Raw genomic sequence first — 15,742 nt, 5'->3', positions numbered from 1 at the left:
CGCCGCGGGGTGCGCCGGGTTTCAGGAGAACATCATGGGCAAGTTCAAATTTCCCTCCGCATACACCATTCTCTTTTTTCTGATTGCCGTCGTTGCCGTCCTGACGTGGATTGTTCCGGCCGGGCAGTATCACATGGCCATGAACGAGGCGCTCGGCAAGGACGTGCCGGTTGCCGGAACCTATGCGCACGTAGCGGCCCATCCGCAGGGACTGGTTTCCGTGCTGATGGCCCCGATTGCCGGGTTGTACGATCCCGAGTCCGGCCAGGCCGGGGCGATCGACGTTGCGCTGTTTATACTGATCATCGGGGGATTCCTTGGGATCGTCACCAAAACCGGGGCCATTGACGCCGGGATCGAACGCGTCACCACCCGGTTGCGCGGTCGCGAAGAGTGGATGATCCCGATCCTGATGGCGCTGTTTGCCGCAGGCGGCACCATTTACGGCATGGCCGAAGAGTCCCTGCCGTTCTATACCCTGCTGGTACCGGTGATGCTGGCCGCCCGTTTCGACCCGGTGGTAGCCGCCTCCACCGTGCTGCTCGGCGCCGGGATCGGCACGCTTGGCTCCACCATTAACCCGTTCGCGACGGTGATCGCCGCCAACGCCGCCGGGATCCCCTTCACCAACGGTATCGCCCTGCGCGTGGCGCTGCTGGTCATCGGGTGGATCATCTGTGTGGCGTGGGTGATGCGCTATGCCCGCAAAGTGCGCAAGGATCCGTCTCTCTCCATCGTTGCGGACAAACAGGAGGAGAACCTCGCCCACTTCCTCGGCAACAAGGGCGAACAGTCGCTGGAATTCACACCGGTGCGCAAAATCATCCTGGTGATTTTCGCCCTTGCCTTCGCGGTCATGATCTACGGCGTGGCGGTGCTCGGCTGGTGGATGGCGGAGATCTCAGCGGTGTTTCTCGCCAGTGCAATAATCGTCGGCCTGATCGCCCGCATGAGCGAAGAGGAACTGACCTCAACCTTTATCAACGGCGCGCGAGATTTGCTGGGCGTCGCGCTGATTATCGGTATCGCGCGCGGTATCGTAGTGATCATGGATAAGGGCATGATTACCCACACCATTTTGCACAGCGCCGAGGGAATGGTTACCGGCTTATCGACGGTGGCGTTCATCAACGTGATGTACTGGCTGGAGGTGGTGCTGTCGTTTCTTGTGCCTTCTTCGTCCGGCCTGGCCGTTCTGACGATGCCGATCATGGCGCCTCTTGCCGATTTCGCTAACGTCAACCGCGACCTGGTGGTTACGGCTTACCAGTCGGCGTCCGGTATCGTTAACCTGATCACTCCCACCTCTGCCGTCGTAATGGGCGGGCTGGCTATCGCCCGAGTGCCTTACGTGCGCTATCTGAAATGGGTCGCGCCGCTGCTGGGGATTTTAACGGTGGTGATTATGGTGGCGTTAAGTCTGGGGGCGTTGTTGTAATTTGCCGGATGGCGCTGCGCTTATCCGGCCTGTGGATCGGTGCGGTGTCACCGGTTATTTCGGGAACTGATATGGGAACTATGATGGATTACGAAGAGTACTCTCCCAAAGAGCAACTACAGCTAACGGTCTGCCAGCGTCTGATCGCGGAAAAGGGCTATCTCTCTCAGGAGGAGATCCGCCGCGACTTACAGGAGCGGGGTTTTGAGACCATCAGCCAGTCCACCGTTTCACGTCTGCTCAAGTTGCTCGGTGTCATAAAAATTCGAAATGCCAAAGGGCTAAAGATTTATTCGCTGAATCCCCAGCTGCGCCCGGCTCCTGATGCCGCGCGCACCGTGTCCGAAATGGTGGTGAGCGTTGAGCACAATAGCGAATTTATCCTTATCCATACCGTTGCCGGATATGGCCGCGCGGTGGCGCGTATCCTGGATTATCACCAGTTACCGGAAATTTTAGGCGTGGTGGCCGGAAGCAGTATCGTCTGGGTCGCCCCTCGGGTGGTGAAGCGCACCGCGCTGGTGCATAAGCAAATTAATTATTTACTCAGAACGCATTAATATTCACAAAGAACCGTTTGCATTGAGTAAAGCGTGCATTAAATCGCTTGATCCGCAAAGCGAGCTGCGTATAATGCCCGACAATTTGCCGGGAGGAAGCATGGTCAAGCGTGTACGACATAACGTCTTACCGCGTCTGAAATCAGACGCTGGCCTGCCGTTTTTCTTCCCGTTGCTTAATCTATTCCCAGAGCCCCTCATTTGAGGGGCTTTTTTTTGCCCGGCGTCAGGAGATAAACATGAATCCGCTTTATCAAAAACACATCATTTCCATAAACGACCTCAGCCGCGAAGAGCTGGAACTGGTTCTGGAAACCGCGGCAAAACTGAAGGCCAATCCGCAACCGGAGCTGCTGAAGCACAAGGTGATTGCGAGCTGCTTCTTTGAAGCCTCAACCCGCACCCGCCTCTCCTTTGAAACCTCCATGCATCGCCTTGGCGCGAGCGTGGTGGGTTTCTCAGACAGCAGCAACACGTCGCTGGGTAAAAAAGGCGAGACCCTGGCGGATACCATTTCAGTGATCAGCACCTACGTAGACGCGATTGTGATGCGCCACCCGCAGGAGGGCGCGGCGCGCCTGGCGACCGAGTTTTCCGGTGGCATCCCGGTACTGAACGCCGGGGACGGTGCTAACCAGCATCCGACGCAGACCCTGCTGGATCTGTTCACCATTCAGGAGACGCAGGGCACGCTGGAGAACCTGAACATCGCCATGGTCGGCGACCTGAAATATGGCCGCACCGTCCACTCCCTGACCCAGGCGCTGGCGAAATTTAACGGCAACCGCTTCTTCTTCATCGCCCCAGACGCGCTGGCGATGCCGCAGTACATTCTCGATATGCTGGACGAAAAAGGCATTGCGTGGAGCCTGCACGCCAGCATCGAAGAGGTGATGAGCCACGTGGATATTCTCTACATGACCCGCGTGCAGAAAGAGCGTCTGGATCCTTCCGAGTACGCCAACGTGAAGGCGCAGTTTGTCCTGCGCGCCAGCGACCTCGACGGCGCGCGCGACAACATGAAGGTGCTGCACCCGCTGCCGCGCATCGATGAGATCACCACAGACGTGGATAAAACGCCGCACGCCTGGTACTTCCAGCAGGCCGGGAACGGTATCTTCGCCCGCCAGGCGTTACTGGCACTGGTTCTGAATCGCGATTTAGCTCTGTAAGGGGAGACGACCATGACACACGATAACAAACTCCAGGTTGAAGCCATCAAACGTGGCACCGTGATTGACCACATCCCTGCGCAGGTGGGCTTTAAGCTGCTGACGCTGTTCAAACTGACCGAGACCGATCAGCGCATCACCATTGGCCTGAACCTGCCGTCGGGCGAGATGGGCCGCAAGGACTTGATCAAAATCGAGAATACCTTCCTGACCGACGAGCAGGTCAACCAGCTGTCGCTGTACGCACCGGATGCCACCGTCAACCGCATCGACGAGTATGAAGTGGTCGGCAAATCCCATCCTGGCCTGCCGGATCGCATCGAGAGCGTGCTGGTCTGTCCGAACAGCAACTGCATCAGTCATGCTGAGCCGGTTTCATCCAGTTTTGCAGTGAAAAAACGCGCTGATGACATCGCACTCAAATGCAAATACTGCGAAAAAGAGTTTTCTCATTATGTGGTGCTGGCCAACTAATTGAGGTTGGTAAAGGATCCCGGCCTCCCTATAATGGCCGGGAACATTTAATCAGCTGTTATTCTGGAGAAATCATGACCAAAGTACTCGCGACGGAAAATGCACCCGCGGCTATCGGCCCGTACGTTCAGGGCGTTGATCTGGGCAGCATGATCATCACCTCGGGCCAGATCCCGGTGAACCCAAAAACCGGTGAAGTGCCAGCCGACGTAGCGGCACAGGCGCGTCAGTCGCTGGAAAACGTGCAGGCTATCGTTGAATCTGCCGGTCTGAAAGTGGGCGACATCGTGAAAACGACCGTGTTCGTGAAAGATCTGAACGATTTCGCGACCGTTAACGCCACTTACGAAGCATTCTTTACCGAACACAACGCGACCTTCCCGGCGCGCTCCTGCGTTGAAGTGGCGCGTCTGCCAAAAGACGTGAAAATTGAAATCGAAGCGATCGCCGTGCGCCGCTAATCAATTTCAGGCAAACCAGGGCAGCTTCGGCTGCCTTTTTTATTTGGCTATTTTTACCTTCGTAATACGATGACGACGCGGTCCGGGAATAAATACACTCGCACACCTTTATAAATTCCCGTTTCGGACAAAAATGAAAATCTCCAGAATTGCGTTGGCTATGGCCACTCTTACGGTAGCCTCTTCTGCGCTGGCACACGGCTATATCGAATCCCCTGCCAGCCGCGCTTATATGTGTAAACAGGGACAAAACATTGACTGCGGTCTGGTGGAATATGAACCCCAGAGCGTAGAGCGTGCCTCCGGTTTCCCGTCAGGGAGCCTGCCGCCGGATGGCGAACTCGCCAGCGCCGGGATTGCCAACTACTCGCAGCTTGATAAGCAAAGCCAGAATGCCTGGACCAAAACGCCGATGACCGCCGGGGTACATCAGTTTGTCTGGCATCACACCGCGCCGCACAAAACCACCAACTGGCGCTATTACATCACCAAACAAAACTGGAACCCGAATAAGCCGCTGACCCGCGACCAGTTCGACTTAACGCCGTTTTGTACGGTAAACGGCAACGGCCAGGCGCCCGCAATGACCCAGTCGATGAACTGTAACGTGCCGGAACGTACCGGTTATCAGGTGATTTACGGCGTGTGGGAAATTGCCGATACGCCCAACAGTTTCTATCAGGCCATCGACGTGGACTTCGGTAACGGCGGCAACGTCACGCCGGATGAAACCCCGGTCGCCGCCTCCGTCTGGAGCAAAACGCTGAGCGGCCAGGTTGCGGGTAACAACCTCAACGTGGGCGATAAAGTAATTGCTCGCTTCTTCGATGCCAACGGCGAAATCGCCTCCATGGCGACCGAGCTGACTATCGCCTCGGCTCAACAGGGAGATGCCAACCAGTGGGCCTACGATCTGGCGCAAAAAATTAACAGCGCTCATCACGACGTGCGCGTCGGCGTGAAGGATGAAAGCGGAGACGTTAGCCCGGTTCACGGCGCAAACAGCGTCTTCGTAAAAGAAGACAGTACGCTAAAGTCAGTGGCTATCTCTTATGAAGAGCAAAAAGCGGTGGTTAATGAATCCATTGCCGTGACTGACCTGCATTACAGCAAAGTGACTCACGGTGCCGCGACGGTGACATTCCACGTCAATACGCAGGGTGACGTGAACCTTGAAGCACACGTATTGAACCATCCCGGAGCGGAAAAAGGCTATCTGAAGCAGGATATGAATAACAGCAACCAGGATGTGACCATGAACCTGACAAACGTCACGCCAGGGCACCACATGCTGAAATACTACGCCACCAATAAAGCCGGCACCCTGTTCGCGCAGGACGTGCTGGATATGATGCTCGAAGGTGAAGCAACCTCCGGCGATACCGGTAAATCTGATTTTATCTTCCCGGATAACCTTGCCTCTTATAAGGCGGGCACCGTGGTGTTGCAGCCCAAAGACGGTAAGACCTACGAGTGCAAGCCATTCCCGTACAGTGGGTACTGCAAGCAGTACAGTTCGACCTCTACCCAGTTCGAGCCCGGCGTGGGTTCAGACTGGAAAGAGGCGTGGGTGTTGAAGAACTGAGTTGCCTTTACGCCCGGCGGCACTTCGTTTGCCGGGCCTACATGTCACGTAGGCCCGGTAAGCGTAGCGCCACCGGGCGCTTATGTTACTGGTTTCGCGTCGCCCTGAGCAGCGTCTCCAGCGGATACACCGCAGCAATCACCACTTCGTCCTGCACCTTCGCCGCGTTATCCAGCTCGCGTTGAATCGAGGCGATTTCTTTGTCATCCAGCGTGCCCTGTCGCGCCACCAGATCCGTCAGCCTCAGGCCAATTGCGGCAAGCTTATCCACCTCCAGGATCACCGGTTTAATCGCCTTCAGCTGATAGCTGTTTTCGCTCAGCGCCAGCGCGTCGCTGGTGTTGCTCTGCCAGCGATTAAAGACGTGGCGCAGCGCGTCGGCGCTTTCCGTGTCTTCCGCATCGCTGACCAGACGGTCCGCCCATTTGTTCATCTGACGCACGGTGATGCTTTCCGCATTCAGCGCATCCGCGAGGCGGTTAAGCGGCTCAAACTGGTGATAGTTTCCCGCCTGGAACTTGAGGTGCTGACGGGTGTAATACTGGGCCGGTTCAAGCGCCTGCGCGAGGATTTGCAGCGGCAACGTGTCGGCATTATTCGCGAGCCGCGTGAATTGCACCTGCTGCTGGGTATGCTGCTGCAGGCCAACCGACACCGTCGTCCAGCTGTCCATCGCCTGCAGGCGGGTATACATGTTGTCGACATCATTGACGTCCTGCGCGGACCATAACCGCTCCGCCACCGCAAACGTCCGCGGCCACAGGCGGATATCCAGCACCGGTGCGACCACGTTTTCCGCCCACAGCGCGGCTTCTCCGCCGAGCAAATTAGCCTGATTCGCCACGTCCGGCACTACCGGTGGGATCCCTTTCGGCACCTCGTCCAGACGGGTACCGCTAATCGGATAGCGGGTATTGCCCACCAGGAAGTAACCGGTGAGCTTGTCGTTATCGACCCAGACGACCGGGCGCGTTTCGCCCATCCAGGTATCAACGGTAAACGTCACCTGATTGTCGTCGCGCCACGCAATATCCTGCACCGCACGGCGGGATTTCCCGGCAAAATCAATAAAACCGCGCCAGCCGGCGTCCCCTTTCACCAGGGTAAAACTCCCCTCGACCGGCTTGCCTTTCAGACGCGGCATGGAGAAGGCCCAGCTCTGGGCGCTGTCGGTGTCTGCTATCACGTCCACGCCATTCAGCCCCTGGGGAACGATTTCATTGCGGTAGTGATAGGCGGTGGACTGGGGTTGATCGAGGTAGAAACCGGTCGAAAGAATTCCCTTGTAGCCGGTTTGCGCCACCTTACCCAGCGCGTCCTGCCCCTGCCAGGACTGGATCAGAATGCTTTTCGGTAAGTCAGGATGATAGATCTCATCCCAGCCGACCATCTGCCGATGATGTTTCTCGAGGATCGTCTCCAGCTTGCGGTTGAAATAGGCCTGCAGCGCGTGGCTGTCCGCCAGTCTGTTGTCGCGCATGAACGTCTGGATCGCGGCGTTCGCTTTCCACTGGCTGTCGTCCACCTCATCCCCGCCGATGTGCAGATACGGATCCGGGAAGATCGCCGCCAGTTCGCTGACCATCGCGTCAGCAAAGGCGTATGTGGCCTCTTTGGTCGGATCAAGCACCGGCTTCAGCACGCCCCAGTTGCGCTCCATTTTGTAGGGCCCCGGCGCGCTCATCAGCTCCGGGTAGGCCACAGCAATCGCCGAGGCGTGGCCCGGCATGTCAATCTCCGGCACCACGCGGATGCCGCGCTCGGTGGCATAGCGAACAATCTCGCGCATCTGCTCAGGGGTATAGAACAGCCCGTCGCTGGCAAGCTGCGTCAGCTTCGGGTAACGCTTCGAGCTGAAGCGCCAGCCCTGATCGTCGGTTAAGTGCCAGTGCAGGACGTTAAGCTTTGCGGCCGCCATGCCGTCAATCTGGCGTTTGATATCCACGATGGGAATGAAATGGCGCGCCGAGTCGAGCAGCAGCCCTCGCCACGGGAAGCGCGGCGCGTCTTCAATGGTCACCCACGGCAGCGACGTGTTTTCCGCGCCGTTTTGCACCAGCTGAAGCAGCGTTTCCATCGCCCGCAGCGCGCCGAAGCGGGTGTTGGCGGAGATGTTCACACCGTTGGCATCCACCGTGAGCTTATAGCTTTCATCGCTGTCCGGCAGCGGCTGTGGCTTCACCTTTTTGGCGATGGCGATGCGAATGGTCGGTTTGTCCGGTTGCTCAGCCTGCGGCTGTAGCGTCCAGCCGGTTTGCAGGGCGATACGCTGACGCAGGCGGTTGACCGCGTCGCCAAGATCGTCGCCGCTGACGGTCACGGAAAGTTGGCTGGTGAGCATCAGTGCGCCCTGCGTGGTCGGGCGTTCCACCTTCGCAGGCCAGGGCATTAACGGGAGATCCCCTGCCGGGGCGGCAAAGGCAGAGGCGCCGAGCAGCAGCCCGGCGGTTAAGAGACTGTACCGTAACATGAATGTTCCTTATCTGACGGGCCAAATAAAGGCAAAACATTCTGTTAACATGCGTATAAATTGTCGTCAAGCGAATGCGCCGACGGCGATCACAGGTTGTTAAATTTGGGAAGAAAGCTATTGCCCGGTGGCGCTGCGCTTACCAGGCCTACGTGACGGGAGTAGGCCGGGTAAGGCGAAGCCGCCACCCGGCAAAAAATCACTGCCATCCATACCGACGCGCATAAAACCCTTTCACCATCTGCGTCAGCACCATGTAGCCCGCGAGGATCGCCACCAGCCAAGGGAAGTAGCTCAGCGGCAGCGCCTGAAGCTGCAGGTAACTTGCCAGCGGCGAGAACGGCAGCGCGATGCCGAGCGCCATCACAATGCCCGTCATCACAATCAGCGGCCATGCGGCACGGCTCTGGATGAACGGAATGCGGCGCGTGCGGATCATATGCACAATCAGCGTTTGCGACAGCAGACCCACCACGAACCAGCCGGACTGGAACAAGGTCTGATGTTCCGGCGTGTTGGCATGGAACACAAACCACATCAGGCAGAAGGTCAGGATGTCGAAGATGGAGCTGATCGGCCCAAAGAACAGCATAAAGCGCCCCAGATCGGACGGGTTCCAGCGCTGCGGCTTCTGGATCTGCTCGTCGTCGACGTTATCAAACGGGATCGCCACCTGGGACACGTCGTACATCAGGTTCTGGATCAGCAGGTGCAACGGCAGCATCGGCAGGAACGGCAGAAACGCGCTGGCCACCAGGACGCTGAACACGTTACCGAAGTTGGAGCTGGCGGTCATTTTGATGTACTTGAGCATGTTGGCGAAGGTGCGACGCCCTTCGATAACGCCCTCCTCCAGCACCATCAGGCTTTTTTCCAGCAGGATAATATCCGCCGCTTCGCGGGCGATATCCACCGCGCCGTCCACGGAGATGCCAATATCCGCGGCACGCAGGGCGGGCGCATCGTTGATGCCGTCGCCCATAAAGCCCACAACGTGCCCTTCACGACGCAGCAGGGTAACAATGCGCTCTTTATGCATCGGTGTCAGGCGGGCAAACAGCGTGGTGTGCTGCGCCAGTTTCGCCAGCTCGTCGTCGGACAGGGGCTCAATGTCGCTGCCCACGACCACCTCGCCCGCATCCAGCCCGACTTCGTGACACACTTTCGCGGCCACCAGCTCGCTGTCGCCGGTGAGGATTTTAACGGTGATACCGCTCGCCTTCAGCGCCTTCAGCGCAGGCGCGGTGGTCTCTTTCGGCGGATCGAGGAATGCGATGTAACCCTCGAGGATCAAATCGGATTCGTCGATACGCTGATAGTCCCCCTCGCGCGCGGGCAGAAACTTGCTCGCCACCGCCACCACGCGCAGCCCCTGACGGTTCAGGTTGTCGGTAACGCGCTTGATGCGGCGCAGCATGGTGTCGTCCAGCGGCACGATCTCACCGTTATGGCGCACCTGCGTCGACACATTCAGGATCTCCTGCAGCGCGCCTTTGCAGATCAGCTGGTGCACGTCCGGCTGCTCGCTCACCACCACCGACATGCGGCGGCGCTCGAAATCAAACGGGATCTCATCCACCTTCTGCCAGCGACCGGAGAGCGTGCGGGCGGCTTCCTCATCGACCCCTTCCAGCACCGCCACGTCGAGCAGGTTCTTCAGCCCGGTCTGGTAATGGCTGTTCAGCCACGCGCTGTGCAGCACGCGTTCGCTGGTTTTACCGGCGATATCGGTGTGGTTCTCCAGCACGATTTTATCCTGCGTCAGGGTGCCGGTTTTGTCGGTGCAGAGAATGTCCATCGCGCCAAAGTTCTGGATAGCGTCGAGGTGCTTGACGATCACTTTCTGTTTCGAGAGCTTCACCGCCCCACGCGCCAGCGTGGAGGTGACAATCATCGGCAGCATTTCCGGCGTTAAGCCAACGGCCACGGAGAGGGCAAACAGCGCCGCCTCCCACCAGTCGCCCTTGGTGTAGCCGTTGATCAACAGCACAATCGGCGTCATCACCATCATAAAGCGGATCAGCAGCATGCTGACGCGGCCAATCCCTTTCTGGAAGGCATTCGGCTCGCTCTCCTGCTCGCTGACGCGTCCGGCAAGCTGACCAAACCAGGTGTTGCCCCCGGTCGCGGTGACAATCGCCTGCGCCGTACCGCTGACGACCGTGGTTCCCATAAAGCACAGGGTGTCGCACTCAAGCGGGTTCATCTGCTGCGGATCACGGCTGCGCGCCACCTTTTCAACGGGCAGGGATTCCCCGGTCAGGGAGGCCTGGGCGACAAACAGATCCCGCGCCTGAATGATGCGTAAATCCGCCGGGATCATGTCCCCCGCGGCCAGCTTCACCAGGTCACCCGGCACCAGCTGGTCAATGGGCAGCTCCACCCAGGCGTTTTCGCCGAGGTCGTTAATCACGCGCGAGACGGTCGCGGTGTTGCTGACCATCGCTTTCAGGGCGTCCGCCGCTTTGGTGGACCGGGCTTCCTGAATAAAGTTCAGCAGCGTGGAAATCCCCACCATCAGAGCAATCACCCCAGCGGCAAAGAGATCTTCCGTCGCGTAGGAGATGATGCCGAGCACGGTCAGCAGCAGGTTGAAGGGGTTGCGGTAGCAGAGCCACAGGTGCACCCACCACGGAGACGGTTTTTGCGCCGGAATGTGGTTATCGCCGTGCACGGCGCGGATTTTGTCCACTTCCGTCGCGTTCAGCCCTTCCGGGTGGCCGCCAAAGGCGCGCCAGACTTCGTTCTCATCCATTGCCGCCACGTTCAGGCAGCGTTCGGTCAGGGAAGCGGGAATCGCTGCACCCGCGATGTTTTTAGCATTGGGCAGCGGGTCGCGCTGAATAAGACGATGTGGCAGGTGGCGGCTCAGCAGGGCCTGCAGCTGCCGGGTGATATTTTTAAACATAGTCATTCCTCCGCATCCGCAACGGCGGACGCAGCATTCCCTTCAGGCGTGGCAAAGCCGTACCTGTCAGGCACTCAATTTTTCAAGCAGGAACGTTTGGGACGTTGCTGCCTCACATCACCGGTGAGACAGCAAAAGCTGGCTTACCGGAAAGAACGTGTTCTCCCGTTCAGGAGAGGTGTGGGATCGGGATCCATGGAGCCTCCGGTAAGTAAAAACAGGGTGTCGCCGCGCAGTATAAGGATTTAAGCGTACCCTTTGTGACGATTCGGGCGGTATTATACCCCCCTGCAAATAAACCGAACGTAAACCAGACTTTGCCCATAGCGAAATCGCGCTATAGCATTAGGCTCAATTGATCATTTTGTCGTTGTTACAGGGAAAACAGCATGCAGAACCGCCTTACCATTAAAGACATCGCGCGTTTAAGCGGCGTGGGGAAATCGACAGTCTCACGGGTGCTGAATAACGAAAGCGGTGTCAGCGAACGCACACGCGAGCGCGTCGAGGCGGTGATGAATCAGCACGGCTTTTCCCCTTCCCGCTCCGCGCGCGCTATGCGCGGGCAGAGTGACAAAGTGGTCGCGATTATTGTCTCTCGTCTGGATTCGCTCTCGGAGAACCTTGCCGTGCAGACCATGCTGCCCGCCTTTTACGAGCAGGGATATGACCCCATCATGATGGAGAGCCAGTTCTCGCCGCAGCTGGTTGAAGAGCATCTGGGCATGCTCCAGCGACGCAACATTGACGGCGTGGTGCTGTTCGGCTTTACCGGCATTAAAGACGAGATGCTAAAACCCTGGCAGCCCTCACTGGTCATGATGGCGCGCGACGCCCACGGTTTTGCCTCTGTCTGTTATGACGACGAGGGGGCGATTATCACCCTGATGCAGCGTCTGTACGATAAAGGCCATCGCCATATCAGCTTCCTCGGCGTACCCCACATCGACGTCACCACCGGCAAGCGTCGCCATGAGGCCTATCTGGCGTTTTGCAAAAAGCACAACCTCCCGGCCGTCGCCTCCCTGCCGGGTCTGGGCATGAAGCAAGGCTATGAGCAGGTTGCCAGTGTCCTGACCCCGCAGACAACCGCGCTGGTGTGCGCCACGGATACGCTGGCGCTGGGAGCCAGCAAATACCTCCAGGAGCAGCGCATCGACAGCCTGCAGGTGGCGAGCGTCGGCAGCACGCCGCTGATGAAGTTTCTGCACCCGGAGATCATCACCGTCGATCCAGGTTATGCCGAGTCCGGCAGACAGGCCGCCGCGCAGCTGATCGAGCAGATCAACGGGCGGAGCGAGCCGCGGCAGATCGTGATTCCCGCTCATCTTTCATAGCCCCTCTGAAGCGTTTATTGTGATCTTCGCCCGATTTCGGGAACGTTCCCATTTTCGCCGTCACGCTGAAAGAGTAGGCTTGCGCTCAGGTCATTACACCCCTCACCATCTGTCATGAGGTTTCATGATGAGTAAAGTCAAACAAGCAGATATTGATCAGCTGATCGTCCTGGTCGGCGGCCGCGAAAACATCGCAACCGTTAGCCATTGCATTACCCGCCTGCGCTTCGTGCTGAACGATCCGGCAAAAGCGAACCCGAAGGCCATTGAAGAACTCAAAATGGTTAAAGGCTGCTTCACCAACGCCGGGCAGTTCCAGGTGGTCATTGGTACCGAAGTGGGCGATTACTATCAGGCTCTGCTGGCAACCACCGGGCACAGCTCGGCGGATAAAGAGCAGGCCAAGAAGGCTGCACGCCAGAATATGAAGTGGCACGAGCAGCTGATTTCCCACTTCGCGGAGATCTTCTTCCCGCTGCTGCCGGCGCTGATTAGCGGCGGCTTAATTCTTGGTTTCCGTAACGTCATCGGTGATGTGCCGATGAGCGACGGCAAAACGCTGGCGCAGATGTATCCGGCGCTGAAAACCGTTTACGACTTCCTGTGGCTGATTGGTGAAGCGATCTTCTTCTACCTGCCGGTCGGGATTTGCTGGTCCGCAGTGCGCAAAATGGGCGGTACGCCGATTCTCGGTATCGTGCTGGGCGTCACGCTGGTCTCTCCGCAGTTAATGAACGCTTACTTACTTGGTCAGCAGGTGCCTGAAGTGTGGAACTTCGGTCTGTTCACCATCGCCAAAGTGGGCTATCAGGCGCAGGTTATCCCGGCCCTGCTGGCGGGGCTGATGCTGGGCTTTATTGAGACACGCCTGAAGCGCATCGTGCCGGATTATCTCTATCTGGTGGTCGTTCCGGTCTGCTCGCTGATTCTGGCCGTCTTCCTGGCACATGCGTTTATCGGTCCGTTTGGCCGCATGATCGGCGACGGCGTGGCCTTCGCGGTGCGCCACCTGATGACCGGCAGCTTCGCACCGATTGGCGCCGCGCTGTTTGGCTTCCTGTACGCCCCGCTGGTGATTACCGGTGTACACCAGACCACGCTGGCCATTGATATGCAGATGATCCAGAGCCTCGGCGGCACGCCGGTCTGGCCGATTATCGCCCTGTCTAACATTGCGCAGGCGTCTGCGGTGACCGGCATCATCATCGTCAGCCGTAAGCACAACGAGCGCGAGATCTCCGTTCCGGCCGCCATCTCCGCCTACCTCGGCGTCACCGAACCGGCGATGTACGGTATCAACCTGAAATACCGCTTCCCGATGCTCTGCGCGATGATCGGTTCCGGTCTGGCAGGCCTGGTGTGCGGTCTGAACGGCGTGATGGCGAACGGGATTGGCGTAGGCGGTCTGCCGGGCATTCTCTCCATCCAGCCCGCTTACTGGCAGGTGTTTGCCCTGGCAATGGCGATTGCGATTATCGTCCCAATGGCGCTCACCACCGTGGTTTATCAGCGTAAGTTCCGTCAGGGCGCGCTGCAGATTGTTTAACTTCATCTTTCGGGGCGCAGTTGCGCCCCTTCGCATTTGCAGGAACGCATTATGAATACCCTTCCTCACTGGTGGCAGAACGGCGTCATCTATCAGATCTATCCAAAGAGTTTTCAGGACACGACCGGCAGTGGCACCGGCGATTTACGCGGCGTGACCGCGCGGCTGGACTACCTGAAAACCCTCGGCATTGACGCCATCTGGCTGACGCCGTTTTATATCTCGCCGCAGGTGGATAACGGCTATGACGTGGCGAATTACATCGCCATCGACCCGGCGTACGGTACGCTGGATGATTTTGACGAACTGGTCGCCGGGGCGCATCAACGCGGTATTCGCATCGTGCTGGATATGGTGTTCAACCACACGTCAACCCAGCACGCCTGGTTCCGGGAATCACTGAATAAGGAAAGCCCGTACCGCCAGTTCTACATCTGGCGCGACGGTACGCCGGAGCAACTGCCTAACAACTGGCGCTCCAAGTTTGGCGGCAACGCCTGGCGCTGGCACGCCGAGAGCGAACAGTATTACCTGCACCTCTTCGCGCCGGAGCAGGCGGATCTCAACTGGGAAAACCCGGCGGTGCGCGCCGAGCTGAAAAAGGTATGCGAGTTCTGGGCCGATCGCGGCGTGGACGGCTTACGTCTGGACGTCATTAACCTGATTTCAAAAGATCAGGATTTCCCGAATGACGAAACGGGCGACGGTCGCCGCTTCTACACGGACGGGCCGCGCATCCACGAATATCTTCAGGAGATGAGCCGCGACGTCTTTACCCCGCGCAACCTGATGACGGTGGGCGAAATGTCCTCGACCTCGCTGGAGAATTGCCAGCAGTATGCCTCGCTCGACGGGCGCGAGCTGTCGATGACCTTTAACTTCCATCACCTGAAGGTGGATTACCCGGGCGGTGAAAAATGGACGAAGGCGAAACCGGACTTTGTCGCGCTGAAAACCCTCTTCCGCCACTGGCAGCAGGGGATGCACAACAAAGCCTGGAACGCGCTGTTCTGGTGTAACCACGATCAGCCGCGCATCGTTTCACGCTTTGGCGACGAAGGGGAACATCGCGTGGCCGCAGCGAAAATGCTGGGCATGGTGCTGCACGGTATGCAGGGCACGCCGTACATTTATCAGGGCGAGGAGCTGGGTATGACCAACCCGCACTTCAGCCGCATCACCGATTATCGCGACGTGGAAAGCCTGAATATGTTCGCCGAAATGCGGGCAAACGGTCGCGATCCTGACGAACTGCTGGCGATTCTGGCAAGCAAATCTCGCGATAACGGCCGCACGCCAATGCAGTGGGACGCCTCGCACAATGCGGGCTTTAGCGAGGGCGAGCCGTGGATTGGCGTCTGCGATAACTACGAAACCGTGAACGCCCGCGCGGCGCTGGACGACCAGGACTCGGTGTTTTACACCTACCAGTCGCTGATTCGCCTGCGCAAAACGCTGCCGCTGCTCACGTGGGGCGACTACGAGGATCTGCTCCCGGACCATCCTTCCCTGTGGTGTTATCGCCGTCAGTGGCAGGGGCAGACGCTGAGGGTGGTGGCGAACCTGAGCCGCGAGCGTCAGCAGTGGCAACCGGAGCCGGTACAGGGCGCATGGCGGGTCGCACTCAGCAACTATGATGATGTCCCGACCCGTCCCGACACGCTGCTCTTGCGCCCGTTTGAAGCTATCTGGTGGGTGCAGGAATAACTATCAGGAGATACAGCATGCTGTATCTCTTTTTTTTATGTTTAGCGATACGCTAAATGTACGACGATAACTTTTACATCGTGG

12 protein-coding genes and 1 pseudogene are annotated in these 15,742 nt (G+C 58.3%); 10 read left to right on the top strand and 3 right to left on the bottom strand.

Annotation, left to right across the window (positions count from 1 at the left end):
- Positions 1 to 34 precede the first annotated feature (34 nt).
- Positions 35 to 1,438, top strand: a complete 1,404-nt coding sequence (locus ABFI50_RS11615; protein WP_045134401.1) for a YfcC family protein — start codon at positions 35 to 37, stop codon at positions 1,436 to 1,438.
- 80 nt (positions 1,439 to 1,518) lie between these two features.
- A complete protein-coding gene (locus ABFI50_RS11610; RefSeq protein WP_014882308.1) occupies positions 1,519 to 1,998 on the top strand; it encodes an ArgR family transcriptional regulator in 480 nt (159 codons plus the stop codon).
- A gap of 3 nt (positions 1,999 to 2,001) precedes the next feature.
- On the opposite strand, the pseudogene ABFI50_RS11605 reads toward ABFI50_RS11610, so the two are convergent.
- A pseudogene (locus ABFI50_RS11605) lies at positions 2,002 to 2,119 on the bottom strand (hypothetical protein).
- Here ABFI50_RS11605 and ABFI50_RS11600 point away from each other — a divergent pair.
- The 5 genes from ABFI50_RS11600 to gbpA all read left to right on the top strand — a co-directional run bounded on the left by ABFI50_RS11600 (position 2,099) and on the right by gbpA (position 5,690).
- Complete coding sequence (locus ABFI50_RS11600) at positions 2,099 to 2,203, top strand: pyrBI operon leader peptide (protein ID WP_022646880.1); 105 nt, start codon at positions 2,099 to 2,101, stop codon at positions 2,201 to 2,203. The pseudogene ABFI50_RS11605 and the gene ABFI50_RS11600 sit on opposite strands and share 21 nt — an antisense overlap.
- A gap of 34 nt (positions 2,204 to 2,237) precedes the next feature.
- Positions 2,238 to 3,170, top strand: coding sequence for an aspartate carbamoyltransferase (gene pyrB / locus ABFI50_RS11595; RefSeq protein ID WP_014882307.1), 933 nt, complete (start codon positions 2,238 to 2,240; stop codon positions 3,168 to 3,170).
- Positions 3,171 to 3,182: 12 nt separating this feature from the next.
- Positions 3,183 to 3,644 carry an aspartate carbamoyltransferase regulatory subunit gene (gene pyrI, locus ABFI50_RS11590; protein ID WP_014882306.1) on the top strand — a complete coding sequence of 154 codons (462 nt, stop codon included), beginning with the start codon at positions 3,183 to 3,185 and terminating at the stop codon, positions 3,642 to 3,644.
- A 74-nt stretch (positions 3,645 to 3,718) separates the two neighbouring features.
- Positions 3,719 to 4,105, top strand: coding sequence for a 2-iminobutanoate/2-iminopropanoate deaminase (ridA, locus tag ABFI50_RS11585; RefSeq protein WP_014882305.1), 387 nt, complete (start codon positions 3,719 to 3,721; stop codon positions 4,103 to 4,105).
- 133 nt (positions 4,106 to 4,238) lie between these two features.
- Complete coding sequence (gene gbpA / locus ABFI50_RS11580) at positions 4,239 to 5,690, top strand: N-acetylglucosamine-binding protein GbpA (RefSeq protein WP_347484055.1); 1,452 nt, start codon at positions 4,239 to 4,241, stop codon at positions 5,688 to 5,690.
- A gap of 85 nt (positions 5,691 to 5,775) precedes the next feature.
- Here the strand turns inward: gbpA and ABFI50_RS11575 are convergent, their stop codons facing one another.
- Positions 5,776 to 8,160 (bottom strand): family 20 glycosylhydrolase, encoded by a 2,385-nt coding sequence (locus tag ABFI50_RS11575; protein WP_347484052.1) that lies wholly within the window; start codon positions 8,158 to 8,160, stop codon positions 5,776 to 5,778.
- Positions 8,161 to 8,359: 199 nt separating this feature from the next.
- A complete protein-coding gene (mgtA, locus tag ABFI50_RS11570; RefSeq protein WP_333109505.1) occupies positions 8,360 to 11,068 on the bottom strand; it encodes a magnesium-translocating P-type ATPase in 2,709 nt (902 codons plus the stop codon).
- A gap of 389 nt (positions 11,069 to 11,457) precedes the next feature.
- On the opposite strand from mgtA, the gene treR reads away from it, so the two are divergent.
- From treR to treC, 3 genes are all read left to right on the top strand, one after another.
- Positions 11,458 to 12,405, top strand: coding sequence for a trehalose operon repressor TreR (gene treR / locus ABFI50_RS11565; protein ID WP_045268870.1), 948 nt, complete (start codon positions 11,458 to 11,460; stop codon positions 12,403 to 12,405).
- Positions 12,406 to 12,532: 127 nt separating this feature from the next.
- Complete coding sequence (gene treB / locus ABFI50_RS11560; RefSeq protein WP_014882300.1) at positions 12,533 to 13,951, top strand: PTS trehalose transporter subunit IIBC; 1,419 nt, start codon at positions 12,533 to 12,535, stop codon at positions 13,949 to 13,951.
- Positions 13,952 to 14,002: 51 nt separating this feature from the next.
- The gene (treC, locus tag ABFI50_RS11555; protein WP_045268869.1) at positions 14,003 to 15,658 is read left to right on the top strand and encodes an alpha,alpha-phosphotrehalase; all 1,656 of its coding nucleotides are present in this window, start codon (positions 14,003 to 14,005) and stop codon (positions 15,656 to 15,658) included.
- Positions 15,659 to 15,742 lie beyond the last annotated feature (84 nt).

It is taken from the genome of Enterobacter sp. HNDS-6 (assembly GCF_039850505.1).
GTDB classification, from domain to species: Bacteria; Pseudomonadota; Gammaproteobacteria; order Enterobacterales; family Enterobacteriaceae; genus Enterobacter; species Enterobacter kobei.
Note: the sequence above shows the minus strand (reverse complement) of the source record. Positions and strands in the feature narration are given on the sequence as shown.